This window comes from Martinezella tropici (genome assembly GCF_008370325.1).
Lineage (GTDB): Bacteria > Pseudomonadota > Alphaproteobacteria > Rhizobiales > Rhizobiaceae > Rhizobium > Rhizobium tropici_B.
In genome coordinates this window covers 167,017-193,300 of the sequence record NZ_VNIP01000009.1, presented here as the reverse complement: position 1 = coordinate 193,300, position 26,284 = coordinate 167,017, and the positions used below count along the sequence as shown (strand labels likewise).

30 protein-coding genes are annotated in these 26,284 nt (G+C 60.7%); 18 read left to right on the top strand and 12 right to left on the bottom strand.

Annotated elements, in window-relative coordinates; genetic code table 11:
- Nucleotides 1–81: 81 nt before the first annotated feature.
- Both FP026_RS17780 and FP026_RS17775 read right to left on the bottom strand, forming a co-directional pair.
- On the bottom strand, nt 82–2,628 hold the full coding sequence (locus FP026_RS17780; protein WP_149635952.1) for an ABC transporter permease: 2,547 nt from the start codon (nt 2,626–2,628) through the stop codon (nt 82–84).
- The gene (locus FP026_RS17775; RefSeq protein ID WP_149635951.1) at nt 2,625–3,335 is read right to left on the bottom strand and encodes an ABC transporter ATP-binding protein; all 711 of its coding nucleotides are present in this window, start codon (nt 3,333–3,335) and stop codon (nt 2,625–2,627) included. Before FP026_RS17775 ends, FP026_RS17780 begins: the two co-directional genes overlap by 4 nt.
- An 81-nt stretch (nt 3,336–3,416) precedes the next feature.
- Here FP026_RS17775 and FP026_RS17770 point away from each other — a divergent pair, with 81 nt between their 5' ends.
- Both FP026_RS17770 and thpR read left to right on the top strand, forming a co-directional pair.
- Nucleotides 3,417–4,067 (top strand): arylesterase, encoded by a 651-nt coding sequence (locus tag FP026_RS17770; protein ID WP_149635950.1) that lies wholly within the window; start codon nt 3,417–3,419, stop codon nt 4,065–4,067.
- Nucleotides 4,068–4,135: 68 nt separating this feature from the next.
- The gene (thpR, locus tag FP026_RS17765; protein ID WP_149635949.1) at nt 4,136–4,732 is read left to right on the top strand and encodes an RNA 2',3'-cyclic phosphodiesterase; all 597 of its coding nucleotides are present in this window, start codon (nt 4,136–4,138) and stop codon (nt 4,730–4,732) included.
- Here the strand turns inward: thpR and FP026_RS17760 are convergent.
- On the bottom strand, nt 4,663–5,145 hold the full coding sequence (locus tag FP026_RS17760) for a low molecular weight protein-tyrosine-phosphatase (protein WP_149635948.1): 483 nt from the start codon (nt 5,143–5,145) through the stop codon (nt 4,663–4,665). The two genes, thpR and FP026_RS17760, sit on opposite strands and share 70 nt — an antisense overlap.
- 35 nt (nt 5,146–5,180) lie before the next feature.
- Here FP026_RS17760 and FP026_RS17755 point away from each other — a divergent pair, with 35 nt between their 5' ends.
- The 5 genes from FP026_RS17755 to FP026_RS17735 all read left to right on the top strand — a co-directional run bounded on the left by FP026_RS17755 (nt 5,181) and on the right by FP026_RS17735 (nt 8,794).
- A complete protein-coding gene (locus tag FP026_RS17755; RefSeq protein WP_149635947.1) occupies nt 5,181–5,486 on the top strand; it encodes a 4a-hydroxytetrahydrobiopterin dehydratase in 306 nt (101 codons plus the stop codon).
- 66 nt (nt 5,487–5,552) lie between these two features.
- On the top strand, nt 5,553–5,942 hold the full coding sequence (locus tag FP026_RS17750) for a YkvA family protein (RefSeq protein ID WP_149635946.1): 390 nt from the start codon (nt 5,553–5,555) through the stop codon (nt 5,940–5,942).
- Between the two features lie 332 nt (nt 5,943–6,274).
- Nucleotides 6,275–6,838, top strand: a complete 564-nt coding sequence (locus FP026_RS17745; protein WP_149635945.1) for an invasion associated locus B family protein — start codon at nt 6,275–6,277, stop codon at nt 6,836–6,838.
- Nucleotides 6,839–7,124: 286 nt separating this feature from the next.
- Nucleotides 7,125–8,360, top strand: coding sequence for a 23S rRNA (adenine(2503)-C(2))-methyltransferase RlmN (rlmN, locus tag FP026_RS17740; protein ID WP_149635944.1), 1,236 nt, complete (start codon nt 7,125–7,127; stop codon nt 8,358–8,360).
- 5 nt (nt 8,361–8,365) lie between these two features.
- A complete protein-coding gene (locus FP026_RS17735) occupies nt 8,366–8,794 on the top strand; it encodes a hypothetical protein (RefSeq protein WP_149635943.1) in 429 nt (142 codons plus the stop codon).
- On the opposite strand, the gene FP026_RS17730 is transcribed toward FP026_RS17735, so the two are convergent.
- Nucleotides 8,778–9,419 (bottom strand): LysE family translocator, encoded by a 642-nt coding sequence (locus tag FP026_RS17730; RefSeq protein ID WP_149635942.1) that lies wholly within the window; start codon nt 9,417–9,419, stop codon nt 8,778–8,780. The two genes, FP026_RS17735 and FP026_RS17730, sit on opposite strands and share 17 nt — an antisense overlap.
- Before the next feature lie 63 nt (nt 9,420–9,482).
- Nucleotides 9,483–10,337 carry an SDR family NAD(P)-dependent oxidoreductase gene (locus FP026_RS17725; protein ID WP_149635941.1) on the bottom strand — a complete coding sequence of 285 codons (855 nt, stop codon included), beginning with the start codon at nt 10,335–10,337 and terminating at the stop codon, nt 9,483–9,485.
- Nucleotides 10,338–10,433: 96 nt separating this feature from the next.
- Here FP026_RS17725 and FP026_RS17720 point away from each other — a divergent pair, with 96 nt between their 5' ends.
- The 3 genes from FP026_RS17720 to FP026_RS17710 all read left to right on the top strand — a co-directional run bounded on the left by FP026_RS17720 (nt 10,434) and on the right by FP026_RS17710 (nt 12,300).
- Nucleotides 10,434–10,667 (top strand): type II toxin-antitoxin system ParD family antitoxin, encoded by a 234-nt coding sequence (locus FP026_RS17720; protein ID WP_281408593.1) that lies wholly within the window; start codon nt 10,434–10,436, stop codon nt 10,665–10,667.
- On the top strand, nt 10,664–10,954 hold the full coding sequence (locus FP026_RS17715; RefSeq protein WP_149635940.1) for a type II toxin-antitoxin system RelE/ParE family toxin: 291 nt from the start codon (nt 10,664–10,666) through the stop codon (nt 10,952–10,954). Before FP026_RS17720 ends, FP026_RS17715 begins: the two co-directional genes overlap by 4 nt.
- Before the next feature lie 122 nt (nt 10,955–11,076).
- Nucleotides 11,077–12,300: an argininosuccinate synthase gene (locus FP026_RS17710; protein ID WP_149635939.1), complete on the top strand. Its 1,224-nt coding sequence runs from the start codon at nt 11,077–11,079 to the stop codon at nt 12,298–12,300.
- A 78-nt stretch (nt 12,301–12,378) separates the two neighbouring features.
- Here FP026_RS17710 and FP026_RS17705 read toward each other — a convergent pair whose 3' ends face one another.
- The gene (locus tag FP026_RS17705; RefSeq protein ID WP_149635938.1) at nt 12,379–12,861 is read right to left on the bottom strand and encodes a MarR family winged helix-turn-helix transcriptional regulator; all 483 of its coding nucleotides are present in this window, start codon (nt 12,859–12,861) and stop codon (nt 12,379–12,381) included.
- 159 nt (nt 12,862–13,020) lie between these two features.
- On the opposite strand from FP026_RS17705, the gene FP026_RS17700 reads away from it, so the two are divergent.
- A complete protein-coding gene (locus FP026_RS17700; RefSeq protein ID WP_149635937.1) occupies nt 13,021–13,662 on the top strand; it encodes a LysE family translocator in 642 nt (213 codons plus the stop codon).
- 99 nt (nt 13,663–13,761) lie between these two features.
- Nucleotides 13,762–15,825 (top strand): M3 family metallopeptidase, encoded by a 2,064-nt coding sequence (locus tag FP026_RS17695; RefSeq protein WP_149635936.1) that lies wholly within the window; start codon nt 13,762–13,764, stop codon nt 15,823–15,825.
- Nucleotides 15,826–15,925: 100 nt separating this feature from the next.
- Here FP026_RS17695 and FP026_RS17690 read toward each other — a convergent pair whose 3' ends face one another.
- Entirely contained in the window at nt 15,926–16,390 is a 465-nt protein-coding gene (locus FP026_RS17690) for a MarR family winged helix-turn-helix transcriptional regulator (RefSeq protein ID WP_149635935.1), read from the bottom strand.
- Nucleotides 16,391–16,482: 92 nt separating this feature from the next.
- On the opposite strand from FP026_RS17690, the gene FP026_RS17685 reads away from it, so the two are divergent.
- From FP026_RS17685 to ppa, 4 genes are all read left to right on the top strand, one after another.
- Complete coding sequence (locus FP026_RS17685; RefSeq protein ID WP_149635934.1) at nt 16,483–17,166, top strand: glutathione S-transferase family protein; 684 nt, start codon at nt 16,483–16,485, stop codon at nt 17,164–17,166.
- Between the two features lie 236 nt (nt 17,167–17,402).
- On the top strand, nt 17,403–19,229 hold the full coding sequence (gene typA, locus FP026_RS17680; protein ID WP_149635933.1) for a translational GTPase TypA: 1,827 nt from the start codon (nt 17,403–17,405) through the stop codon (nt 19,227–19,229).
- A 201-nt stretch (nt 19,230–19,430) separates the two neighbouring features.
- Nucleotides 19,431–19,937 (top strand): GNAT family N-acetyltransferase, encoded by a 507-nt coding sequence (locus tag FP026_RS17675; protein ID WP_112341386.1) that lies wholly within the window; start codon nt 19,431–19,433, stop codon nt 19,935–19,937.
- Nucleotides 19,938–20,097: 160 nt separating this feature from the next.
- Nucleotides 20,098–20,634, top strand: a complete 537-nt coding sequence (gene ppa / locus FP026_RS17670) for an inorganic diphosphatase (RefSeq protein ID WP_149635932.1) — start codon at nt 20,098–20,100, stop codon at nt 20,632–20,634.
- On the opposite strand, the gene FP026_RS17665 is transcribed toward ppa, so the two are convergent.
- Both FP026_RS17665 and FP026_RS17660 read right to left on the bottom strand, forming a co-directional pair.
- Nucleotides 20,635–20,952, bottom strand: coding sequence for a DUF167 domain-containing protein (locus tag FP026_RS17665; protein WP_149635931.1), 318 nt, complete (start codon nt 20,950–20,952; stop codon nt 20,635–20,637).
- The gene (locus FP026_RS17660; protein ID WP_149635930.1) at nt 20,949–21,242 is read right to left on the bottom strand and encodes a YggT family protein; all 294 of its coding nucleotides are present in this window, start codon (nt 21,240–21,242) and stop codon (nt 20,949–20,951) included. Before FP026_RS17660 ends, FP026_RS17665 begins: the two co-directional genes overlap by 4 nt.
- 137 nt (nt 21,243–21,379) lie before the next feature.
- On the opposite strand from FP026_RS17660, the gene FP026_RS17655 reads away from it, so the two are divergent.
- Together FP026_RS17655 and FP026_RS17650 are read left to right on the top strand one after the other, a co-directional pair.
- Nucleotides 21,380–22,636 (top strand): MFS transporter, encoded by a 1,257-nt coding sequence (locus tag FP026_RS17655; protein ID WP_149635929.1) that lies wholly within the window; start codon nt 21,380–21,382, stop codon nt 22,634–22,636.
- A gap of 11 nt (nt 22,637–22,647) precedes the next feature.
- Complete coding sequence (locus FP026_RS17650) at nt 22,648–23,277, top strand: poly-gamma-glutamate hydrolase family protein (RefSeq protein ID WP_149635928.1); 630 nt, start codon at nt 22,648–22,650, stop codon at nt 23,275–23,277.
- Here FP026_RS17650 and FP026_RS17645 read toward each other — a convergent pair.
- The 3 genes from FP026_RS17645 to FP026_RS17630 form a co-directional block, all read right to left on the bottom strand.
- Nucleotides 23,274–23,999 carry a glutamine amidotransferase gene (locus tag FP026_RS17645; protein ID WP_149636144.1) on the bottom strand — a complete coding sequence of 242 codons (726 nt, stop codon included), beginning with the start codon at nt 23,997–23,999 and terminating at the stop codon, nt 23,274–23,276. The genes FP026_RS17650 and FP026_RS17645 overlap by 4 nt on opposite strands.
- Nucleotides 23,992–24,477: a TerB family tellurite resistance protein gene (locus FP026_RS17640; RefSeq protein WP_149635927.1), complete on the bottom strand. Its 486-nt coding sequence runs from the start codon at nt 24,475–24,477 to the stop codon at nt 23,992–23,994. The genes FP026_RS17645 and FP026_RS17640 overlap by 8 nt, the downstream gene beginning before the upstream one ends.
- Nucleotides 24,478–24,641: 164 nt before the next feature.
- Nucleotides 24,642–26,249, bottom strand: coding sequence for a heme biosynthesis protein HemY (locus tag FP026_RS17630; RefSeq protein ID WP_149635925.1), 1,608 nt, complete (start codon nt 26,247–26,249; stop codon nt 24,642–24,644).
- Nucleotides 26,250–26,284: the final 35 nt, after the last annotated feature.

The following is a 26,284-nucleotide window of genomic DNA, read 5'->3' as shown; positions in this document are numbered from 1 at the left end:
AAGGGTCAAGCGCTCCGGCGCATGTTAAATCGATGTAATATCGAGCCGTTTCGCCGGCTTCTGGTTCATCTCCGTAATGAATCAGAGCTCGCGCAGAACGGGCGCCGCCTTCTGGCCGAGGATGCGCCAGGTACCGATCAGGCCGATGCCGACGGTCAGCACCAGGGCGATGATCAGCGTGGAGAAGGCGACGTCGGGCAGGAAGGCCGATGGCAGGCGCATGATGCGGCTGACGATATACCAGGCGGATGCCGAACCTGCGATCAGCGCGAAGACGGCGGTTGCCGCGCCGAGGATCAGATATTCGTAGCTGAAGGCGCGGATCAGCGTCGCACGCGTCGCGCCGAGCGTCTTGAGGATGACTGCGTCATGCGTGCGGGCGCGATTGCCCGCCGCTAGCGCCCCCGCCAGCACGAGCACGGATGCGATGACCGCCACGGAGGCGGCGGAGCGGATGGCGGTCGCGAGCTGCCCCACCAGCGTGTTGACGACATCGAGCGCGTCCTTGACGCGGACGCTTGTGATGGTCGGGTAGCTATTGGTGACCTTCCGGAGGATCGCGGCTTCCTGAGCGGAGGTGGCCGAAGCGTCGGTCAGCGTCGCCAGCCAGGCATGCGGGGCACCCTTGAAGGTATTGGGCGAGAAGATCATCACGAAATTGATCGACAGCGACTGCCATTGCACCTTGCGGAAGCTGGCGATCTTGGCGGTGACGTTGCGGCCGAGCACATTGACGGTGACCTTGTCGCCGAGCTTCAAGCCCAGCGCCTTACCCTCCTCTTCGGAAAAGGAGACCAGCGGTTCGCCGCTATAGTCCTTGTCCCACCATTTGCCTTCGGTGACTGAGGCATTTTCCGGTACGGTTTCGGCATAGGTGATGCCGCGATCGCCGCGCAACACCCATTGGCCTGCCGCCGGCACCTTCATCTTGGTGACATCCTCGCCATTAAAGGCGACGATGCGGCCGCGCAGCATCGGCGCCTCGACGAGCTTGCCGTTCGGATCCTCGGCGAGCACGATCTTGCGGAAGCCTTCCAGCTCCGGCCCCTGAATATCGACGAAGAAGAAGTTCGGCGCCTGCTCGCTCATACGACCGGTCAATTCGCGGCGCATATTGCCGTCGATCAGCGTCAGGGTCACCAGCAGCGCCAGGCCAAGGCCGAGCGACAGCACGACGGATGAGGTCAGCGCGCCCGGCCGGTGGATATTGCCGATTGCCAGGCGCAAAGCGGGGGAGTGCACGCGGGGGCTGCGGCGGGCAAGCCAGGAGAGAGCGGCGGCAACGGCGCGCAGCACGACGAAAGCCCCGGCGATCGAGATGACGAAGACGACCGCGATGAAACGGTCATAGGCGGTGACGATCGCGAGAGCGGCAAGGGCCGCCATCAGCACGCCGGCGGCCAGCAGATAGGGCCAGCCAGGCAGGCGGCGCGCCTCGAAGCCCTGTTCGCGGAACAGCGCCGTTGCCGGCACCTCGCGGGCATGGCCGAGCGGAGGAATGGCGAAGGCAAGCGTCGTCAGCAGGCCGAAGACGGCAGCAAGCGTCAGCGCGCCCGGGTAGAGCTGCGGTGCGGTTGAAATCGGCAGGAATTCGGCCATGAACTGCGACGCGATCACGGGAGCGATGGCGCCGAGAACGAGCCCGACCGCGATGCCGGCAAATGCAATGACGGCAATCTGGATGAGATAGATCAGCACCACCACGAAGGCCGGCGCGCCCAAGCACTTGAAGGTGGCGATGGTCGTACGCTTCGAATCGAGGAAGGCGCGCACCGCATTGGCAACGCCGACGCCACCGACGATGAGAGCGGCCAGACCGACGAGGGTCAGGAACTGCGAGAAACGCGTGACATTGTCGGCAAGCTGCGGCGCTGCGCGATCGCTGCTGCGGATCGACCAGCCGGCTTGCGGGAAGGCGGCATTGGCGCGGTCGCTGAGATTGCGGATGCCGGCTGCGGGATTGTCCATGCGGATCCGGTAGGCCTGCTCGACGAGGCTGCCTGTCGTGATGAGGCCGGACGCAATCAGGGCGTCGCGGCTGGTGAGCAAGCGCGGCGCAAAGCCGAAGCCTTCGGAGACGGCATCCGGCTCGCTCTCAACCGTGCCTGATATGCGCAGCCTGGTATTGCCCAAGAGCAGGGCATCGCCGATCTTGAGGTTCAGCCGTTCTAGCAGCAGGGGGGCGACCACGGCGCCATAGGTGCCGTCCGTTGCGGCGAGGAGCGTTGCGAGCGGCTGATTGGGGTCGGCCTTGAAGGCGCCGTAGAGCGGGTAGGCATCGTCGACGGCCTTGACCTCGACCAGCGCCTGGTCGGAGCCATCGGGCAGACGCGCCATGGAGCGCAGTCCGGTGGAGCGGGAGACTTTGCCCAGGCTTTGGAGGTAGGCGAATTCCTCCGACGACGCCTCGCGGTTGCGCAGTTCGAACCGTGCATCGCCTGACAGCAGCGATTGCCCCTGCGTCGCGATGGCATCGGTGATCGAGCGGGATACGGAATTGACGGCTGCAATCGCGCCGGTGCCGAGCGCGATGCACGCGAGGAAGATATAGAAGCCGCCAAGCCCCCCGCGCAATTCGCGCAGGGCAAGGCGGAAGGCGAGCGTCAGGCGAAATCCCGCCGCGCTCATGCAATCGCCGCCTGGTTGGCACGCGTGCGGGCGCTGTCGTTCTCGATCTCGCCGGAACGGACGCGGATCTGGCGCGAGCAGCGGGCGGCAAGCGCCGGATCATGGGTGACGAGCAGCATGGTCGTGCCGCGCTCTGCCTGCTGGGTGAAGAGCAGGTCGGCGATCTGGCGACCGGTATCGGTGTCGAGGTTGCCCGTGGGTTCGTCGGCGATCAGGACGGCGGGCGAAGGCGCCAGCGCGCGGGCGATGGCGACGCGCTGCTGCTCGCCGCCGGAAAGCTGGCCAGGATAGTGATTGAGCCGCTCGCCCAGTCCCACCGCCTCGAGCTCCCGCCGAGCGATGTCGAATGCATCGCGGACATTGGCAAGTTCCAGCGGCACGGCGACGTTTTCGAGCGCCGTCATGTTGGCGATGAGATGGAAGGACTGGAAGACGATGCCGATATTGCGGCCGCGGAAATCGGCGATGCGATCCTCGCTGAGGCTGTGCAGGGGCGTGTCGCGGATCAGAAGTTCGCCGCCGTCGAGCTTTTCGAGGCCGGCCAGCACCATCAGCAGGGTCGACTTGCCGGAGCCGGACGGGCCGACGATGCCGACGGCTTCGCCTTCCATGACGGTGAGGTCGATGCCCTTCAGCACATGGACCGAGGCGGCAGCACTGCCGAGCGTCAAATCCGCCTTCTTCAGCTCGATGATGGTTTTTGCCAATGCGAACGCCCTATATATCAGAGAACATCAGAGATAATGGCGGGCGCGACAGGCCCGAGCAGCGAATTTAGGGAATGGATCATGGGTTTTAAAGTTGCTGCGCTTCACTTCGCTGTCATCACTTTCGGTCTTTTGTTTGGCGCGGCGGGCGTTGCGCAGGCCCGGACGATCCAGCTGGTCGGCTTCGGTGACAGCCTGATGGCGGGTTACCAGCTGCCGCCCGGCGACGGATTTCCCGCCAAGCTGGAAGCCGCGCTGAAGGCCAAGGGGCTGGATCTCGCCGTCGCCGATGCCGGCGTCTCCGGCGATACGACCTCGGGTGGGCTCTCGCGCATAGACTGGTCGGTGCCCGATGGAACCGACGGCGTCATCCTCGAGCTCGGCGCCAACGACGCATTGCGCGGCATCCCGCCGGAGCAGACGGAAAAGAACCTCGAGACGATGATCGAGCGGTTGAAGGGCAGAAAAATTCCGATCCTTTTCATCGGCATGCTGGCGCCGCCGAACATGGGGCCGGATTATGCCGACAAATTCAACCCGATCTACAAGCGCCTTGCCGACAAATATAAGCTTGCGCTCTATCCGTTCTTCCTCGACGGCGTCGCCACGCATGCGGATCTGCAGCTCGCCGATGGCATGCATCCGAGCTCCAAGGGCGTGGATGTGATGGTCGAGCATATGTTGCCGGCTGTTATCAGTTTTGTAGGGACGATTGACGCAGGTGCGAAATAGGTGCTTGCACCGACTGCAAATGCGTGATTCCCTACTCGTACCTGCAAGAGATTCGGGGAGTGCTCGTCATGCCGAGACTTTTTACCGCCCTCGAAATTCCGCGCAATGCGGCCATGAGCCTGTCATTGTTGCGCGGTGGTCTCCCGGGAGCCAGGTGGATCGACGTCGAAAATTATCACATCACTCTGCGGTTCATCGGCGATGTCGATGGCCGCACAGCCGATGAGATCGTCGACCGCCTGGACCGGATAGATCGACCTGAATTCCAGCTTCGGCTGGAGGGCATCGGTTCTTTCGGCTCCAAGAAGCCGCACTCGGTGTGGGCCGGCGTATCGCAGACGCCCGACATGTTCGCCCTTCAGGGCGAGATCGAGCGCATCTGCCAGCGCATCGGCCTGCAGCCGGATCCACGCAAGTTCACGCCGCATGTCACGCTCGCCAGATTGAAATCCTCGCGGGTCGATGATGTCGTGCACTATCTCTCCGGGCGCGGCAACTTCTACACCGCGCCGTTTGCGGTCGGGCGTTTCGTGCTTTTGTCCTCGCGGGAATCGGTTGGCGGCGGGCCCTATCTCACCGAAGAGATATTCCCGCTTCACGAGCCGCGCAGCACCTTCCCGGCTTTGGGCAATAGTGCGCTGCAGCCCGCCAAGAGCATGGTATAAACCGTCTCGAAATCTTCGCGGTCGCCGTAGTAGGGATCGGGAATGTCCTGGTTGCTGCCGAGCGCCAGGGCATTGAAGAGATGCAGTTTGCTAAGCGCATCGGCGGATGCCGCCTTGCGCAAGTTCTTCAAATTGTCTTGATCCATTGCCAGAATCAGGTCGAACCTGCCGAAATCGGCAGGTTCGATGCGCCGGGCGCGCTGATCCGAGATATCGATTCCGTGGCTGGCCGCAACCGCGATCGAACGCCGATCCGGACGTTCGCCCTGATGCCAGCCGCCGGTGCCGGCCGAATCGATTTCAAATTCAGCCGCGCGGCCCGCCTTGCTTGCCAGGTGCCTGAATATGCCTTCGGCAAGGGGTGACCGGCAGATATTGCCGGCGCAGACGAAAAGAATCCTGTGACGACCCATGCTATCGTTCAACCGCTAGAGAGGAGTGATGTGTCATGAAATACGAGAAGCTGGACCGGGCGGCAATCGATGAAAATCTTGCGCAACTTGCGGGCTGGGCGCTTGCGGATGACGGCCTTTCGATTGCGAAGACCTTCAAATTCGGCAATTTCGTCGAGGCCTTCGGCTTCATGACGGAAGCCGCCCTTGCTGCGGAAAAATTCAACCATCACCCGGAATGGTTCAACGTCTATTCCCGGGTCGAGGTGAAGCTGACGACGCACGACGTCGGCGGCCTGACCGACCATGACGTCAAGCTGGCAAAGGCGATGGAGAAGGCGGCCGCGCGCCGGCTCGATTGAATCGCGGCAAGCGATCACCATATGTTTACCCGGCCCGGGCGACGGGCCTCGCTAGAGGTGAATGGAATGGATGACATCAAGTATGGGGAAATCCTGATGCCTGGTGATGAAGAGACCCAAAAGGAGCAGGAGAAATCGGTGCGCAGCAAATTCTGGCCGACCTTGCGGAAGGCAGCTCGCCATATTCCCTTTTCCCGCGACGTCGTGGCCGCCTTCTATTGTGCGTTCGACCCGCAGACGCCGACGCGCGTTCGCGGCATCCTGCTGGCGGCGCTCGGCTATTTCGTCATGCCGGTCGATATTATCCCCGATTTCTTTGCCGTCATCGGCTTTTCCGACGATGTCGCGGTACTGACGCTCGCTTTCAGCATGATCAGAGGCCATATCCGCCAGGAACATTACGACGCCGCCGACCGCGCGCTGGAGAACGAGCCCGAGTCCGTGAAGACGGCCTGATGCTCGTTTTGCGGAGCCGATCTGAATCCTCTCGGGTTTCCAGAGATTTATGAGACGTCCCTGATTTTAGCGAGGTCAAATTCTTGCCCGAATCTTTCTGTCTTAAATCGAACCTGCAGGGTGGTACTTCATCATCCGGGTTTTCCAATTCCTTCTGATGCGTTTCAAGCTTTGCGCGATAACTGGATTGAAATGGCACGGAGCCGGTGGCGGCAGCGCTCCGTTGACGGTTTGGTAACCTGAATAAAGTCAAAATAAGGCAGCTCACGAGCACAGGCGTGCGTCAATCGAATCGCCATGAGCTCTGGATCGCAAGAAATCGGCAGGAAACCATGTTTGTAAAAAGCTTCGCAATCGCCCTCTCGCTCGTTCTGGCCGGAACCGGCATCGCGTCCGCGCAGACCAAGAAGCAGAAGCAGACGCAGCAGGCACCGGCAGCAACAGCCGCAGCGCCGGCAGCTCCCACGCGCATCCAGCAGTTCGACGCCTGGGGCGCTTATTCCTATCAGTCCGCCGGCGGCAAGGTCTGCTACGTTCTTTCCGTGCCGACGGCCAAGGCGCCGACGACGGGCATCGACCATGGCGACAATTTCTTCATCGTGTCGCAGCGCCCGGGCCAGAATATTTCCTATGAGCCGCAGGCGATGATGGGCTATCCGCTCAAGGAGAATTCCAAGGTCGACGTCGTCATCGACAACAAGACCTTCGTGATGTTCACCAAGGACAAGGCTGCCTGGGTCGAAAATGCCGCGCAGGAGCCGGCTCTGGTCGCGGCGCTAAAGTCCGGACATTCGCTGAAAGTTTCGGGGACCTCGAAGAAGGGCACCGCGACCTCCTACACCTATTCGCTGAAGGGCGTCAGTGCCGCGCTCAAGCAGATCGAAAACTGCAAGTAAGATCGAAGGCTGAGGGATCACGGAAACGTGATCGCCCTAACGCCGCGACCGTAATGACAAGGCCGGTCAATTCGACCGGCCTTTTGCTTTTGAGGGCCAACCTTCGCTTTTCAGGGAAAGGGATGACGCGAGCGGAAATTAATGCTAAAGGCCGCGCCAACAGCAGGTGTCCGGCCGACAGCTTGTCCCGCCACCGCATGAATCTTCAGATTTCCGTGCCTTGCCCGCATCCGCAGCTATCGTCAGCTTTTGCGGCATCGCCGATGTGAACCGTTGGAATGATCCTATGTCCGCCACCGATGTCATAACCCCCTCCAGGCTCAAGCCGATGCCGGTATCGCAGCCCGTCGAGCTTTCGCCCAAGCCGTCGCTGATCGGCATGACGCGCGAAGAAATGGGCGCCGCCCTCAAGGAAAAGGGTGTCGCCGACAAGCAGATCAAGATGCGCGTCAGCCAGCTCTGGAACTGGATCTATGTGCGCGGCGTCTCCGATTTCGATGCCATGGCGAATGTCTCGAAGGACATGCGTGAAATGCTGAAGGCGCATTTCACCATCGCCCGCCCCGAAATCGTGGAGGAGCAGGTCTCCAATGACGGCACCCGCAAATGGCTGCTGCGTTTTCCGCCGCGCGGTGCCGGCCGGCCCGTCGAGATCGAGGCCGTCTACATTCCGGAGGAAGGTCGCGGCACGCTTTGCATTTCCAGCCAGGTCGGCTGTTCGCTCACCTGTTCCTTCTGTCATACCGGCACACAGCGTCTGGTGCGCAACCTGACGGCGGAGGAAATCCTGTCGCAACTGCTTCTGGCGCGCGACCGCCTCGGCGATTTCCCGGACCGCGAAGCGCCTCAAGGCACGATCATGCCGGCCGAGGGCCGCAAGGTCAGCAATATCGTCATGATGGGCATGGGCGAGCCGCTCTATAATTTCGACAGCGTCAAGACGGCGCTGCTGATTGCTTCCGACGGCGACGGCCTTTCTCTTTCCAAGCGGCGTATCACGCTTTCGACCTCGGGTGTCGTTCCGGAAATCTATCGCACGGGCGAGGAGATCGGCGTCATGCTGGCAATCTCGCTGCACGCGGTGCGTGACGATCTGCGCGATATGCTGGTGCCGATCAACAAGAAATATCCGCTGAAGGAGCTGATGGACGCTTGCCGCGCCTATCCCGGCCTCTCGAATGCGCGACGGATCACCTTCGAATATGTGATGCTGAAGGGCGTCAACGACAGCCTCGAGGATGCCAAGGGACTGATCCAGCTCCTGAAGGGCATTCCGGCCAAGATCAATCTGATCCCCTTCAATCCCTGGCCGGGCACGAACTATCAGTGTTCCGACTGGGAGCACATCGAGAAGTTTGCCGATTTCATCAATTCGGCCGGCTATGCCTCGCCGATCCGCACGCCGCGCGGGCGGGACATTCTTGCCGCCTGCGGTCAGCTGAAGTCAGAGTCGGAGCGCATGCGCAAGACGGAGCGATTGGCTTTCGAAGCAATGATGATCGCCAATCACGGCGAGGATTGAGATTGATGCTTCTTGGACTGCGCAAGCCGATACGCCTCTTGTGGGGCTATGTCGCCGCTTGCGTTCTGATGGGCTTCGTGCTGGCCTGCGCTGCCGTATGGACAGTGCCGGAGACTGCGGCGCCCGAGCTTTTCGTTCTGACCGTCGGGCTGACGAAGGTCGCCATGATCGTCAGCATCCTGCCGTCCCTGGTCGTGATCCCCATCCTCGAATGGCGGCGGGTTCGTCGCTGGTACGGCTATGCGATCTACGGCGCCAGTCTGTCTGCCGTAGCTTCCATACTGATTTCCGGCGGTGTCGAAAGACCGCAGACCCTCAATCTGATCACCATTGCGGTCTGCTTCGCATTCCTGGGCATGGCCAGCGCCACCGTCTATTGGTGGATTGCCGGCCGGTTTGCCGGTCGCTGCCCCGTTCTCAGCGAGCCTGAGTGAAGAAAATCTTCGCCGCGAAGATCGAAAAGACGCCGGCGAAGGTATAATCGAGCCCGCGCAGGACGCGGCGATTGTTCTGCAGCCAGGACGACAGCTTGTCGGCGGCCAGAACGACGATGATGTTCACCGGCACGCCGACGATGATGAAGAAGAAGCCTAGGAATAGCAGTTTGTGCGTGACGGCGGGATCGCCGGTAGTGACGAATTGCGGCAGGAAGGTCATGAAGAAGATGATGACCTTTGGGTTCAACAGATTGACCCAGAAGCCGGTGGAAATATTGGCAAGCGGCGTTCCCTTGGCTTCATCCATCTTCTTGACCGATAGGCTGGAGCCGAAGCGGATCGCCTGGATCGCCAGCCACAGCAGATAAGCAGCACCGCCGGTCTTTAGGATGGTGAAGGCAACGGGCGAGGCGGTGATCAGCGCCGAGATGCCGAAGGCCACCAGGCATGTGTGGACGATGACGCCAAGGGTGGTGCCGAGGACTACGAAAAGCGCGGCTCTCTTTCCCTGCACCAAGGCACGGCTGATCGACAGCGTCAAATCCGGACCAGGGGTCATCGCAAGAAGCAGTGTCGCGACGGAAAAAGCGAGAAGAGTCGATAGGCTGGGTATGAAGTCCATTGGGGCAGCTCCGAAAGCCGGATGGGATCAGTGTCTTCTATCCGGCTTGCGGTTGATTGCAAATCAATCCTTCTTTTCGAGGAAGGCCTTGAATTGATCGGCATAGTCTGGGTGCCAGCGTGACAGCGGCGGCCGGTTCTCGACGATATCGCCAGCGGCCCAGAGCATGCGCCGCTCATCGACGGGTCGGGCGACATCGTTATCAGGGCAAAGAATGTAGAAATCGCCGCGTTTTAGGCTTTCCGCCATGAAATCGACAGTCTGCTCCGGCGTCCAGGCGCCGGCAGGCTTTTCTTGGCGCTCGCCCTTGGTAAGACCGGTGAAGACAAAGCCCGGAATGAGGAGGTGGGCCGATATCTTCGCGCCCTCCGTATTGCGCAGTTCGTGCTGCAGCGCTTCGGTAAAGACCTTCACGCCGGCCTTCGAGACATTGTAGGCGGGATTGCCTGGAGGCGTGGTGATGCCTTGCTTCGAGCCGGTGTTGATGATGACACCCGGTTCGCCATGCGCCAGCATGCCGGGTCCGAAGGTGCGCGTGCCGTTGATGACGCCGAGCAGATTGACGCCGAGTATGGCATCCCAGCCGGCCTGCGCGCTGAAGATCGAGGTCTCCGGACCGATGCCGGCATTGTTCATCAGCACGTGCACGCGGCCGAAGCGCTGCAGGACGGCGCGCTGCAATGCTTCCAGCGCCTCCTTGCTTGCGACATCGGTCTCCACGGCCATGACATGCTCTTCGCCGGTGATCGCCTTGAGCTCCGAGGCTGCTTGGGCCAGCCGGTCGCCGCCGAGATCGGCGATGACGACGCTCATGCCCAGCGAGGCGAAATATTTCGCCGCTGCAAAGCCGATGCCGGATGCGCCTCCGGTAATGACGGCAACATTGGATTTCTTGAAAATCTCTTGAATATCGGTCACGAGCGGTGCCCTCCTCAGGCATTGTTCGGTCGCCGCCGAATATGGTACTTTCGGCAATCAAGTCAAACGCTGGAGGTCGCGCCCGTGACAAAGCATGTGTCCGTAGAAATCGACGAGCAGATGGATGCGTTCATCGGCGAGCAGATCAGCCACGGCAACTACGGTTCGCCAAGCGAGGTCATCGATGCCGCGCTGAAATTATTGCGCAGCCGGGCGGAAATAGAGGCGATTGCGGCGGCGATTGCCGAGGGCGAGGCCTCGGGCGAGCCGGAGGAGTTTGACTTCAATAAATTTATCGAAGGAAAGAGAAAGTTGCGCAATCAGCGATGAAGAAATTAGTCTTCTCGCCGAGCGCGACGTCCGACATCGATCAAATCTACGACTATACCGAGGAGAAATGGGGCTACGAGCGAGCGGACGATTATGTATTCGCTCTCCGTGATCGTTGTCATGCTTTGGTGAAGGGCATCGCACGTGGTCGCAAGGTCAACGGTATCAAACGAGATTATCTCGCTCTCGCCTCCGGCTCACATTTCATCATCTATAAAGACGGCGCTCAAACGGTCACGATCATCCGTATCCTGCACCAGCGAATGAATATCGTTGCGCATCTCTGATGTTGTTCTTGGGAAACAGCTGCTCGCGCGCTTCCCCTTGCGCCACACGATAATCTCGCTAAAAGTTCCGCGATACAGGTTTGCGGGCCTTTTCTCTGGTCCGCCTTGAAACGGAACTCATCATGGCATCACATAAAGACGTGAAGAAAGTCGTTCTCGCCTATTCCGGCGGTCTCGACACCTCGATTATCCTGAAGTGGCTGCAGACGGAGCTGGGCGCTGAAGTCGTCACCTTCACCGCCGATCTCGGCCAGGGCGAAGAGCTGGAGCCGGCGCGCAAGAAGGCCGAAATGCTCGGCATCAAGGAGATTTATATCGAGGACGTGCGCGAGGAATTCGTGCGCGATTTCGTCTTCCCGATGTTCCGCGCCAATGCCGTCTATGAAGGCGTCTACCTGCTCGGCACCTCGATTGCCCGTCCGCTGATCTCCAAGCATCTGATCGAGATCGCCAGGAAGACCGGCGCCGACGCCATCGCGCATGGCGCGACCGGCAAGGGCAACGACCAGGTTCGTTTCGAGCTTTCTGCCTATGCGCTGAACCCGGATATCAAGATCATTGCGCCCTGGCGCGACTGGTCGTTCAAGAGCCGCACCGACCTGCTCGAATTCGCCGAAAAGCACCAGATCCCGGTTGCCAAGGACAAGAAGGGCGAAGCGCCTTTCTCCGTCGACGCCAACTTGCTGCACTCCTCGTCCGAAGGCAAGGTTCTGGAAGATCCGGCCCAGGAAGCGCCCGAATACGTGCATATGCGCACGATTTCGCCGGAAGCCGCTCCCGACAAGGCCACGATCATCAAGGTCGGCTTTGAAAAGGGCGACGCCGTTTCGATCGACGGCCAGCGCCTGAGCCCGGCGACGTTGCTTGCGAAGCTGAACGAATACGGCCGCGACAACGGCATCGGCCGTCTCGACCTCGTCGAGAACCGCTTCGTCGGCATGAAGTCGCGCGGCGTCTACGAAACGCCCGGTGGCACGATCCTGCTCGCAGCCCATCGCGCCATCGAATCCATCACGCTCGATCGTGGCGCCGCGCACCTCAAAGACGAGCTGATGCCGCGCTATGCCGAGTTGATCTATTACGGTTTCTGGTTCTCGCCGGAGCGCGAGATGCTGCAGGCTCTCATCGACAAAAGCCAGGAGCATGTCGAAGGCGAAGTGACGCTGAAGCTCTACAAGGGCAATGTCATGACCATCGGTCGCGAAAGCCCGAAGTCGCTCTATTCCGACAAGCTCGTCACCTTCGAGGACGACCAGGGCGCCTACGACCAGAAGGATGCAGCCGGCTTCATCAAGCTCAACGCGCTGCGCCTGCGCACGCTCGCCAAGCGCAATCTGTCGAAATAATCGACATCTCCCGATGCTGAAAGGCCCGCTTCCGGTCGCCGGAAGCGGGCTTTCTTATGTGGAAAGTGGCGGCCGGAGTTAATCGACCGGCCTCAATTCACGTTCGACTTCGGCAGGCGCTTCGGCCTTCTGCAGATTGCTGCGGAAGACGCAGAGTGCGTCATGCAGCTGAACTTGAAGGTCTTTGTCGAAGCCTTGCGTCGCGTTGCGTTCGACTTCGCAGATCTCCCTGTCGATCTGCTTCAGCTTGGCGTCGGCAGATTCCGAAAGCACGATCCGCTTGGCGCGGCGATCGAGCGGATCGGGTTGGCGTTCGATCAAGCCGCGCGCCTGCAGCTTGTCCAGAAAGGCGCTGACCGTCATCGGCTCCAGCCCCATCCGGGAGGCGATGTCGAGCTGGCGACTGCCGTTGATGGCGGCAACCTGCATCAGTGTCCGCGCTTCGCCCGCCGTCAGTCCGAGCCCGGCGACAAGAATACGTCGCTCGAAGGCCGCCCTGATCAGTCGGGCGCAGTCGGTCACAAGAAAGGCAAGTGAATCCGTATTAATCCTGCTGCTCATAAGCGCTTCCCTACCTACGCTCTTTAATTTTTAGGCCCCACAACGTTCTTATTGTTTTCGTCCTATGAACACAACGGCTTCTGTCCGAAAACGCGCTGCTGCTTGACCGGGTTCCGCAGATTGCTACTCTCGCGCGATTAACAGCGGGAACACCCAATCATGACGCAATCGCTTGTTGTCGGCGCCTTTCTGGCCGCGCTTTTCTATGTCCTCATTCCCGGCCCTGCATTCCTGGCGCTGCTCGGCATCGGTGCAGGGCAGGGGCGCAAGGCGGGTGCATTCTTCGTCAGCGGCCATCTGTTCGGTGATCTCGTCTGGTCCACGCTTGCATTGGTCGCCATCGTCGGCGCAAAGACCATCGGCACCTTCGTCTTCGATCTGCTGGGATTGTTATGCGGCTTCTATCTTGCCTGGATCGGCTGGAGCGCCGTGACCGCCAAGCCGAAGGGCGAAGGCAAGTCGCTCGTCAACGTCGAGCGGCCCTTCCGCCGTGGACTGATTTTCGGCGTCACCAATCCGAAGGGATATCCCGTGGCGCTGGCGACCTTCACGGCTCTTGTCGCAGGCTCCGCCGGCGCGCTGACCTTCAGCGCGCTGCCTCTGCTGCTCGCCGTTTCCCTTGCGGGCTTCATCACTGCCGACCTTATCCTGATCAGCATCATCGGCGCCAGCGCGGTTCGGCGTTTCTATCGCGCCCACGAGCGGCTGATCGTGCGCTGCTCGGGCGTGCTCTTCATGGGCTTTGCGGCGCAGGCGCTCTGGCATGCCACGCCCGGCCTGCTCGGCTGGCGCAAAGTCTGACCGTCCCCATTCAATTTGTTCGCCCCCGCGCCATACCAATTCGGCGGGAGTAGCCTTATATCGTGCTTCGATCAGATGTCTGTCGAAAGGATGCCTTGCATGTCTTCCCTTACCGCCGTCAATCCTGCGCTCACCGAATGGACCGGACATCAGGGGCTGCCGCGTTTCGATGCGGTGAAGGATACGGATTTTGCCGCTGCCTTCGACGCAGCGATCGCCTCGCACGAGGCTGAGATCGATGCGATCGCCGGGAATAGCGAGGCGCCGACCTTCGCCAATACGGTTATCGCGCTCGAAATCGCCGGCGACGAGCTGTCGCGCATCTCGGCGCTTTTCTGGAACAAGGCCGGTGCCCATACGAACGAGACGATCCAGGCGCTGGAGCGCGAGATCGCGCCGAAGATGTCGCGGCATTACTCGAAGATCGGCACGAATGCGGCGCTCTTTGCTCGTCTTGATGCTCTCTGGGAAGGCCGCGAAGCGCTTGGGCTGACGCTCGAAGAGACCCGCGTGCTGGAGCGGCACTGGAAAGGCTTCGTCAAGTCGGGTGCCAAGCTGCCGAAGACCGAGCAGGAGCGGCTTTCTGTCATCAACGAGACGCTTGCGGGCTTGGGGGCGCAGTTCGGCCAGAACGTGCTGGCGGATGAGAAGAACTGGGCGATGCTGTTGTCGGAGGAGGCCGATCTTGCCGGTCTTCCTGACTATCTGCGTGATGCGATGGCGGCGGCGGCCCGCGAACGCGGCGACGAAGGCAAATATGCCGTCACGCTGTCGCGCTCGATCATCGAACCGTTTCTCGCCTCGTCCGAGCGCCGCGACTTGCGCGAACAGGCCTTCAACGCCTGGGTGGCACGCGGCGCCAATGGCGGCAAGACCGACAACCGCGAGATTGTTAGTGAGACGCTGGCGCTCCGGGCAGAGAAGGCAAAGCTGCTCGGCTACGCCAATTTCGCGGAACTCAAGCTCGACAATACCATGGCAAAGACGCCTGATGCGGTGAACGATCTGCTGATGACCGTGTGGGCGAAAGCAGCCGTGCGAGCCGCAGAGGAAGAAAAGGACATTGCCGGACTGATCGCCGAGGAAGGCCGCAATCACGAGGTCATGCCCTGGGACTGGCGGCATTATGCCGAGAAGATCCGGACGCGGAAGTTTGATTTCTCCGAAACGGAACTGAAGCCTTATCTGCAGCTCGAAAAGATTATTGCCGCCTGCTTCGATGTCGCCGGCCACCTCTTCGGCATCAAGGCCGTCGAACAGAAGGGCGTTCCCGCCTATCATCCCGACGTCCGCGTCTTCGAAATCCGCGACCACTCCGACAAGCTCGTTGCCTTGTTTCTCGGCGATTATTTCGCGCGCAGCTCCAAGCGCTCCGGCGCGTGGATGAGTTCGTTCCAGTCGCAACACAAGCTGCCGCTAAAGAACGGCGAGGTCGGTGAGCTGCCGATCATCTACAATGTCTGCAATTTCGCCAAGCCGGCGGAAGGAAAGCCGGCGCTGTTGTCGCTCGACGATGCGCGCACGCTGTTCCATGAATTCGGGCATGCGCTGCACGGAATGCTTTCCGATGTCACCTATCCCACGGTATCAGGCACCGGCGTTTCCCGCGATTTCGTCGAACTGCCGTCGCAGCTCTACGAGCACTGGCTGACCGTGCCCGCCATCCTCAAGCAATATGCCGTCCACTACGAGACCGGCGCGCCGATCCCGCAGGCGCTGCTCGACAAGGTTCTGGCGGCCCGCACCTTCAATGCCGGGTTCAACACGGTCGAGTTCACCTCCTCGGCCCTGGTGGATATGGCCTTCCATACCCGTGGCGCGGTCGAAGATCCGATGGCGGTGCAGGGGGAAGTGCTTGCCGAGATCGGCATGCCGAAATCGATCGTCATGCGCCATGCGACGCCGCACTTCCAGCATGTGTTTTCCGGCGACGGCTATTCGGCCGGCTACTATTCCTACATGTGGTCGGAAGTGCTCGATGCCGATGCCTTCGCGGCCTTCGAGGAAACCGGCGACGCCTTCAATTCCGACATGGCCGCAAAACTGAAGGCCAACATCTACTCCGTTGGCGGTTCGATCGACCCGGAGGATGCCTACAAGGCCTTCCGCGGCAAGCTGCCTAGCGCGGATGCGATGCTGAAAAAGAAGGGGCTGGCGGCCTGATACCCCACCTTCGGCGTATCGCAAGGTCAGTCGCGGAAGGTCAACTTTCGCGACCGATTTGTGCGACCGTATTTGGTTCGGATCGATTTCGCCTTACAGATCAGGATTTGCGCGAAAGCACAGCTAACAGCTCGGCCAGCTGATCGGCTTGAGCATTATCCAGCTTGTCGCCCACGTGGCGCTGAAGCGCCGAGGCATAAACGGTCCATATGCGGTTCCGCATAGCACTTCCCGCCTCGGTGATAACCACCCAGCGGCCTCGTCCGTCCTCGGAAAAGACCTCACGATGAACAAAACCAGCCTTTTCCATCCGATCGAGAAGGCGCGAGAGATTATGCTGGGCGAGCAGCGTGCGCTCCTCGATCTCATAGGGCCGCAATCTGCCGTCCGTGGCCCGCGATAGCTCCAGCAGTACGTCATACCAGCCAAGCGGCGGCAGGTCGGCCGCCTTCAAGTCCCGCTCGATTGCCGCGAGGGTGATTTGCTGAGCGCGCATGAGGTGCACCCATGCTCGCGTGATGGCAAGGGAGGGCTTTGTTGGGATGGTATCTGAACAATCGGACATGGATGCAATTACATCTATATTGACGACTGTGGCAAGTCTGGATATAGATGCAATTACATCTACATGAAACGGAGCCTCTGGGAGATTTGACCATGTCCGACGGAAAGCTGATCCTCGTCAGCCACTACCTCTGCCCCTACGTCCAGCGAGCGGCCATCACACTTGCTGAAAAGACCGTGCCATTTGAAATCTGCTATGTTGATCTGTCGGCAAAGCCCGACTGGTTTCTTGCCATTTCTCCGCTCGGCAAGGTGCCCCTCCTGATCGTGCGGCAGGGCGATGGGTCAGAAACGGTATTGTTCGAAAGCGCGGTGATCTGCGAATATCTCGAGGAAACCCAGTCTGGCGCTCGGCTTCATCCGGCCGATCCGCTGGCACGTGCCCGGCATCGCAGCTGGATGGAATTCGGTTCTTCCATCCTTTCGGACCTGTGGGGATTTGAGACCGCCAAGGATGAGGAAGCCTATGAGGCCAAGCGGAAAGCGCTGATCGAGAAGTTCAGTCGTGTCGAGACCGAGCTGAACGACGGGCCGTTTTTCGCGGGCGAGGCGTTCAGCCTGGTCGATGCGGTCTTCGCCCCCATCTTTCGTTATTTCGAAGTGTTCGATGCCATCACGCCGACGGGAATATTCGATGCGCTGCCGCGGGTCATGGCATGGCGCGCGGAACTGGCTTCACGGCAAAGCGTGCGAGATGCGGTGACGCAGGACTACCCCGATCGCCTCAAGGCCTTCCTGGTGAATCATGATGCGTGGCTGCTGAAGCAGGCTGCCTGACGAGGGCAAAAAAACCCGGCTAAGGCGCTGCATGCAGCTTATGTTGGCGGCATGGGGCAGCGAAGGCTTTGCTGTCGGCCAGTACGAGATTGATGTATTCGTGGGGCGTAAGGGCAAGCTTTCAGCCCCTTTCTTGCCTCCCCCCTTTCGCAATCGCGAAAAAAAGGCTATGAGCGCGCCAAATGCAATTGGCGTGTTTCCTAGACACTGCGCCCCAGCCTCAGAGATTAAGACATATGGCACTTCGCAACATCGCGATCATCGCGCACGTTGACCATGGGAAAACCACCCTCGTCGACGAGCTTCTGAAGCAGTCCGGCTCCTTCCGTGAGAACCAGCGCACCGTTGAGCGCATGATGGATTCGAACGATCTGGAAAAAGAGCGTGGCATTACCATTCTCGCCAAGGCGACTTCGGTCGTCTGGAAGGGCACGCGCATCAACATCGTCGACACGCCCGGCCACGCCGACTTCGGCGGCGAAGTGGAGCGTATCCTTTCGATGGTGGATGGCGCGATCGTGCTGGTCGATTCCTCGGAAGGCCCGATGCCGCAGACCAAGTTCGTCGTCGGCAAGGCACTGAAGGTCGGCCTTCGCCCGATCGTCGCGATCAACAAGATCGACCGTCCGGACGCTCGCCACGAAGAAGTCATCAACGAAGTCTTCGATCTTTTCGCAGCTCTCGACGCCACCGACGAGCAGCTCGATTTCCCGATCCTTTACGGCTCGGGCCGCGCCGGCTGGATGAACTATTCACCGGAAGGCCCAGTTGAAGATGGCCTTGGCCCGCTTCTCGACCTCGTGCTGAAGCATGTGCCGGAGCCGAGTGTCGGCGAAGAAGACGGTGCGTTCCGCATGATCGGCACGCTGCTTGAATCCAATCCCTTCCTCGGCCGCCTCATCACTGGCCGCATTCATTCCGGCTCGATCAAGCCGAACCAGGCCGTCAAGGTTCTGGGCCAGGATGGCAAGCTGATCGAAACCGGCCGCATTTCCAAGATCCTCGCTTTCCGCGGTATCGAGCGTACGCCGATCGACGAAGCCCATGCAGGCGATATCGTCGCTATCGCCGGCCTGTCCAAGGGTACGGTTGCCGACACATTCTGCGATCCATCCGTTACCGAGGCGCTGCATGCCCAGCCGATCGATCCGCCGACCGTCACCATGTCCTTTATCGTTAACGACAGCCCGCTGGCCGGCACCGAAGGCGACAAGGTTACCTCGCGCGTCATTCGCGACCGCCTGTTCAAGGAGGCCGAAGGCAACGTCGCGCTGAAGATCGAAGAAGCCGAAGGCAAGGATTCATTCTACGTTTCCGGCCGCGGCGAATTGCAGCTCGCCGTTCTGATCGAAACCATGCGCCGCGAAGGCTTCGAGCTTGCCGTATCGCGTCCGCGCGTCGTCATGCACAAGGACGAAGCCACCGGCCAGATGCTGGAGCCAATCGAAGAAGTCGTCATCGACGTCGATGAAGAACATTCCGGTGTCGTCGTTCAGAAGATGTCCGAGCGCAAGGCCGAAATGGTCGAGCTTCGTCCGTCCGGCGGCAATCGCCTGCGCCTGAAATTCTTTGCGCCGACCCGCGGTCTCATCGGCTATCAGTCGGAACTGCTGACTGATACGCGCGGCACCGCCATCATGAACCGTCTGTTCCACGATTATCAGCCCTATAAGGGCGCGATCGGCGGCCGCACCAACGGCGTCCTGCTCTCCAACGCTTCCGGCGAAGCCGTCGCCTATGCGATGTTCAACCTGGAAGACCGCGGTCCGATGATTATCGAACCGGGTGAGAAGGTCTATGCCGGCATGATCATCGGTATTCATTCCCGCGACAACGACCTCGAAGTCAACGTGCTCAAGGGTAAGCAGCTGACCAACATCCGCGCCGCCGGCAAGGATGAAGCCGTGAAGCTGACGCCGCCGATCCGCATGACGCTCGACCGCGCGCTTTCCTGGATCCAGGACGACGAGCTGATGGAAGTCACGCCGAAGTCGATCCGCCTGCGCAAGATGTATCTCGACCCGAACGAGCGTAAGCGCTTCGAAAAGGCGCGTACTGCCTGATAGGCTGTTTCGCTTCGAGCCATTCGACCCCGGCCATTGTGCCGGGGTTTTATTTTGCGTGTTCGATTTTTGAGCCCTTGTCCTAAAGGTTAAAAAGTCGTTAATTTTTGTTAATGATCCACGGATAAAGCCTGTGGGCAAGTTCGCCATCTTTATGAATGAGGATGGTTAATTCGCGTAGGTAAGACCAGAGTAGACGTTATGAAGACGTTGTCGATCGATGTTCGGCGGGCAGAACCCCATGATGCCCGGGCCATTTCGGAGGTGCACCGCCAGTCGTGGCAGTACACCTATGCCGGCATCATTCCACATCGCGCCCTCGGCCAGATGATCGAGCGTCGCGGCGAAAACTGGTGGCGCAAGGCGACCAGCGGTCCGGCAACGCTCCTGGTTCTGGACGTTGCCGGCGAGATCGCAGGCTATGCGACGCTCGGCCTCAACCGTGCCCGCGCGCTGCCGCAGGAAGGCGAAATCTACGAACTCTACCTGCGCCCGCAATATCAGGGGCTTGGCCTGGGGCGCATGCTTTTCGGCGAGGCGCGCCGGCTGTTGAAGTCGCTCGGCTGCAAGGGGCTGGTTGTCTGGTGCCTCGAGGAAAATGAAAATGCCTACCGCTTCTATCGCGGGCAGGGCGGCGCTGATTTCTGCGAGGGCATCGAGACGTTCGATCACAGGCAGCTTCGCAAGATCGGTTTCGTCTGGCCCTGAGCGGCACCTACAGCGCCATGCGTCACATATATGACGCGCAAAAGGTCGCTGTGGCGCTTTAAATTACGCAGTAAATCCGCCAGTTTCCCGATGCGTTGTTGCGTTGCGGCATGATTCCTATTATTTGGCTGGCGGCAACCATCCTTATTAGGGGAGAAGCATGCGTATCGACGCGATTTCCATTGGCAAGAACCCGCCCGAAGATATCAACGTCATCGTTGAAGTGCCGGTCGGCGGCCATCCGATCAAGTATGAAATGGACAAGGAAGCCGGCACGCTCGTCGTCGACCGTTTCCTCTATACGCCGATGACCTATCCGGGCAATTACGGCTTCGTCCCTCACACGCTCTCCGATGACGGCGACCCGATCGACGTGCTGATCGCCAACACTCGCCCGCTGGTGCCGGGCTGCGTCATCAATGTCCGCCCGATCGGCGTGCTGATGATGGAAGATAATTCCGGCAAGGACGAGAAGATCATCGCTGTTCCGTCGCCGAAGCTGACGATGCGCTATGACAAGGTCAAGGAATATACCGACCTGCCCGAGATCACGGTGAAGCAGATCGAGCATTTCTTCGAGCACTACAAGGATCTCGAGCCCGGCAAATGGGTCAAGATCTTCGGCTGGAAGGGCTCGAAGGAAGCCGGCGAGCTCATTCTCGAAGCGATCGAACGCGCCAAGAACACCAAGGCCTGATCAGCGGCCTTCGGTTACGGCGCAAAGCCTTCCTATCAAATCCTCCGGTTCGCCCTCGATCCGGAGGATTTTTTTGCGCGCCGTGTCGCCGCTGATGAGGGTAAGCGAAGATTTTGGAATGCCGAGGCTTTTTGAAAGCAGCACGATCAGTGCCTTGTTGGCCTTGCCCTTTTCCGGCGCGACCGAGACGCGCGCCTTCAGATAGCATTCGCCGTCGCTGCCGGCTTCCAGCCCATCGATCGCATCGCGCCCGCCATTGGGCGTAAGCCGCACGGAAAGCCTGACGTGATCGGGAAAGGCCTGCCAGGGCTTGTTCACCGCAGGAACAGGGGGACGATCGAATTCCACATCAGCGAGCGGATGAAGAAGATGATCAGCAGCAGGATGACCGGCGAGATGTCGATGCCGCCGAGATCCGGCAGGATGCGGCGGATCGGGCGCAGGGCCGGCTCGGTGACAGCATAGAGGAAGTTGCCGACGGAATTGACGAACTGATTGCTCGAATTGATGACGTTGAATGCATGGAGCCAGGAAAAGATGGCGCTGGCGATCAATATCCAGGTATAAAGATTCAAAGCCAGATCAATGGTTTGAAATAAGGCGAGCATGTCCGTCTCCAAATTCGCGGTTGACAGACATGTAGACATTGGCGACTAAACGGGCAAGTCCCATGCTCCGAAGCATGTTGAATCATGTTTAAAAAGGCTGGCGTCTCGCTCGCCGCCGCGTCGGAAAGTCTCGTCCCATGTCGTTCGCTGCCAGCGGAGACCGGTTTGCCGCCTTCAGGCACGTTGCCTATACTTATTTCTTCTTCGCGCGGTTTTTGACGGCTTTTGCCACGCAGGTCGTCAGCGTATCCGTCGGCTGGCAGATGTATGAGCACACCGGCCAACCGATCTATCTCGGTCTGATCGGCCTCGTGCAGTTCCTGCCGTCGCTGCTGCTGATCCTGGTGACGGGCACGGCTGCGGACCGCTACAATAGGCGGCGGATTTCCGCGATCTGCATTTTCGTTGGCACCCTCTGTGCGGCTGCCCTGCTGTTCCTGACCGTATCGGGCACCTTCGCGCCGCTGCCGGTATTTCTGATCCTCACGGTCTTCGGCATAGAACGCGCCTTCATGACGCCGGCCATGCAGTCGCTGGCGCCCAATCTGATCCCGCCTGAAAACCTGACGAACGCCATCACCTGGAACTCGATGTCATGGGATGCGGCCGCCATCCTCGGCCCCGTTGCCGGCGGCCTGCTTTACGGCGTCGGTGCCAACGTCGCCTATTTGGTGGCCGTGCTTTTCTTTGCGGCCGGCTCGGTGCTGACCTTCCTGATCCCGAAGCCGCAACAGCGCATCGCGCATGAGCGGCGAAGCCTCAATGAAATGCTCGCCGGTTTCCGTTTCATCTGGTCGGAAAAAGTGGTGCTCGGTGCGGTCTCGCTCGATCTTTTCGCAGTGCTGCTCGGCGGCGCGGTCGCGCTGATGCCTATCTACGCGCGCGATATCCTGACGCTCGGGCCATGGGGTCTCGGCATGCTGCGCGCAGCGCCAAGCTTTGGCGCGATCGCCATGGGCCTTTTCCTGGCAACCTATCCTATCCGCAATCGTGCCGGTATCTGCATGTTTGCCGGCGTCGCCATGTTCGGTGTTGGAACCCTGATCTTCGGCATCTCTCATACGCCGTGGCTGTCAATAACGGCTCTCGCCATCATGGGCGCATCCGACCTGATCTCTGTCTATGTCCGCGAAACGCTGATCATGCTCTGGACGCCGGATCACGTGCGCGGCCGCGTCAATGCCGTCAACATGGTCTTCGTCGGTGCGTCGAACGAGCTTGGCGAATTCCGCGCCGGCACCATGGCGCATTATTTCGGCGCGATCCCCGCCGTTGTCATCGGAGGACTTGGCACGTTGAGCGTCGCCATCCTCTGGGCCACAGGTTTCCCGCAGCTGCGCCGGATCGACAGCCTCAACGCGCCCGACCGCGAGAACGAGCCACAGCCGGCTTGAAGGATTGCGCGATGACAAGGAAGCCGGATCGGTACACTTCGTTTTCGGCGCTTCGCGAGCATGAAACCGATGGCGTCGACTATCGCATCCATATCGAGGATCGATCATCGAATGTCGCCGTCATCGCTCCCCATGGCGGCTTCATCGAGCTTGCCACATCCGAGATAGCGCTGGCGATCGCGGATGAGAGGCTCTCCCTTTATCGTTTCGAAGGGCTCGATGCGGCGAGGCTCCATCATGAGCTGCACGTCACCTCCGAAAATTTCGATGAACCGATAGCAAACGGCTTGGTGGCCAATTCGCCGATCGTCGTCGCCGTTCATGGGCGCACGGATCGGGATGATCCGCTGACGAGTTGGATCGGCGGTCTCGACACATCGCTTCGCGACGGGATCGTCAGGGCATTGCGGCTCAATGGCTTTGCGGCGGCCGCGAGAGTGAAAGGGGAGGCGCTTGCGGGAGCTTCTGCCGCCAATATCTGCAATCGCGGCAGGAGGCAGGCCGGAGTCCAACTCGAAATCCCGAGAGGCGTGAGGGATATTCTCATGAGTGATGCGGAAAAGCTGAAGCAATATGCGAAAGCGATCCGCGGCGCGATCGATGAATTCGATCGTGTGCTTTCGTCAGGCGAGGGCCTTTAGGCGGCCATTGCCTGCTTGCCCTCGAAGACGAGATCGAGGAATTCCGACAGCCAGGCTTTGAGGGCCGCGTCGAAGATCATGCGGCCTTCCAGATGCTCGCGGCCCTGCTGGGCGTTGGGCATGCAGAAGCGATGTTCGCCGTGGACGACCCAACGCTGCATCATGGCGCGGGTGAGCTCGGCATGGAACTGCAGACCCCAGGCATTGGCACCATAGCGATAGGCCTGGTTGGGATAGGTCTCGGCCGTCGCCAGAAGATCGGCGCCATGCGGCAGCTCGAAGCCTTCGCGGTGGAAATGATAGACCATCTGCGGCCAGTGCATCAGCAGCCGGCCCTTTTCCGTCGGCTGCAGAGCATACCAGCCGATCTCGGTCTTGCCGTCGTCGCGGGCCTTTACCTTGGCGCCGAGATGGCGGGCGAGCAGCTGCGCGCCAAGGCAGATGCCGAGATAGGGCCGGTTCTCCTTGAGGGGAACCTTCAGCCAGTCGGTCTCGGTCCTGATGAAGTCGTCCGGGTCGTTGGCGCTCATCGGGCCGCCGAAGACCACGGCGCCGGCATGGGCCTCAAGTGTGGAAGGCAAGGTATCGCCGAGGACCGGGCGGCGGATATCGAGATCGTAGCCTTTCTCCAGCAGCATCTGGCCCACGCGGCCGGGGCTGGAGCGCTCCTGATGCAGGACGATCAATATCGGGCGGCCGGCGTTCCTCGGCGCTTCAATCATCATTGCCTGTCTCCACCCTGGAACCGGGTGCGCGTGCGGCTGCTTCCTGGCGCTTCATGATGCGCTCGCGGTCGGAAATGCCCATGAGGTCGGCGATGCGCCAGATCGCGTGGTCTTCCATCTCGCTGCGCTCGCCATCGGCGTAGACGATATCCCAGAGGATGCCGAGCAATTCCAGCCGCTGGGTGCCGTCGAGATGGCGCTTCAGATCCGAGGTGAAGCGATAGTAATCGACCGCCTCGCTTTCGGCTTCCTCGCCGGCGGCGATCAGTGCGTCGAGCTGGCGGCCGTCGAGACCATATTGCTCCTTCAGGAGCTTGCGCAGCCTTTTCTTCTCGCTGTTCTCGATCTTGCCGTCCGCCTCCATCACTTGGATACAGAGAGCCGCCACCGCGACACGCGGGTCGTCGGGTGCAAAACCGGATCTGGGATGGTCTTGGGTCAGGTTATGAAGAAATTCCTGAAAGCGTTCGAACATGCGTTTCCATTCTCAAAGCCAGCCGAGCAAGATGCTTGGGTCACCATGCCCCTTCGTTTTGTCTTCACGCAATTCCGCTTTTCTTCGAATCGCGGAAATGCTCTATCCCTTTGTTTTACGCAATTCCGGACGGAAAACCGCTACGCACTTTTCCTGGAATTGCTCTAGAACAACTTGAGCCGTGTCTTGGGTTCCGGTTCAAGTTTGCGATCCTTGACGCCCGGATCGTCCGGCGCGCCGCCGAAGAAAGGCCGAGGTTCCGCATCCTGCTGCGCCGGCTGCGGCGCTGCTCCGGGTGCACTCGGCGCGGGCTTCGGCGCGGCGGGCTCCAATTCCATGACATAAGTATCGCGCGCCGGCGATGCAACTTTCGGTGAACTTGGCTTCTCCGCCGAGGTTGCGGTCCCGGCCGCGCGCACCGGCGGCAGCGATTTCAGCGCCGCATCGACCGAAACGGTCGAACCCTCTTCCACCGGGCCTTCGATCTGGCCGAAGGGCGCCTTCCACTCGAAGGCGTCGAGACGGCCCGTGACCGGAGACAGCGGCAGCCATTTGTCCGAGACGAAACCGTCGGCGACCCAGGCCGGATCGCGCGGCGCGCGCAATGCCTGCGCCATCCAGTGCCGGACGCGGCCCTGGTCGCCGGTTTCGGCCTCCTCGATGTCGGCGAGGAGCAGGAAGGCGCCTTCGCGCGCATCGATCCGCGCGGCGGCTTCGGCCTTGGCGCGGGCCTTGCCGAAATCGCCGGCGTCCATCGCCGCCTTTGCGGTCAGCAGCAGGGCTTCGACATTGTTGGGTCGGATGGCTTCCAGCCGTTCGGCGCGCTTCAGGCGGTCGGTGACGGAATCGCCGCTGCGGGCGCGCACGTAGGCCCTGCCGATCTCGGGATGCGGATGCGCCTTCCAGACCTGCTCGAGCATGGAGGCGGCCTTGCGCACCTTGTCTTCTCGGAAGAGCGCCTTGGCCGCGATCAACGCTGCGGGCACGAAATCGTCCACGAGCTTCAGTGCCGCCAGCGCATCGTCGCGCGCGCCGGCCGGATCGCTCTCCAGCCTGTCGTCGGCGCGGGCCGTCAGCAGTACGGCGCGTTGACGATTGGCCGTCGTCTTGTCGACGACATGGGCGACCTTCTGCTGGTCCAGCAGCTTGATGGCATCATCCCAGCGGCCGGCCTGGCTGCGATATTCCAGCGTCGCCTGTGCTGCCCAGGGCAGATAGGGAGCCTGGTCGGCCGCCTTCTCGGCATATTGTCGCGCCGCCTCATGTGCGCCGAGGCGCTTGGCTTCGAGATAGAGACCGCGCAGCCCGAGTTCGCGCGTTTCGGGATCATTGGCCATCTGCTCGAATTTCTGGCGAGCCTCGTCATGCTTGCCTTCGATCAAGGCGGCCTGGGCTTCGAGCAGATTGATGAGCGGCTCCTGATCGGCGCGGATGAGGCCGCGGGTGCGAGCCGCCATTTTCCGGGCGAGCAAGGCATTGCCGGCGCCGGCTGCAATCAGGCCCGTCGACAGCGCCTGATAGCCGCGATCCCGCTTGCGGGCGCGGAAATAGCGGGTAACCGAGTGAGGCGAGGTCCAGATCAACCGCACGAACCACCAGAGGATCATGACGGCCGCGACGAGCGCAATCAGGATCGCGGCGGCGACGATCAGCTTGGTCTGGTAAAGCTGGCCTCCCCAAACCAGTGACAGATCGCCGGGACGATCCGCGAGCCACGAAAAACCATAGCCGAGAGCCAGGACGAGAATGGCGAAGATAAGCAGTCTGATCATTGCTGCGCTCCGTCATTAGAGCCGGCTGATTTTAG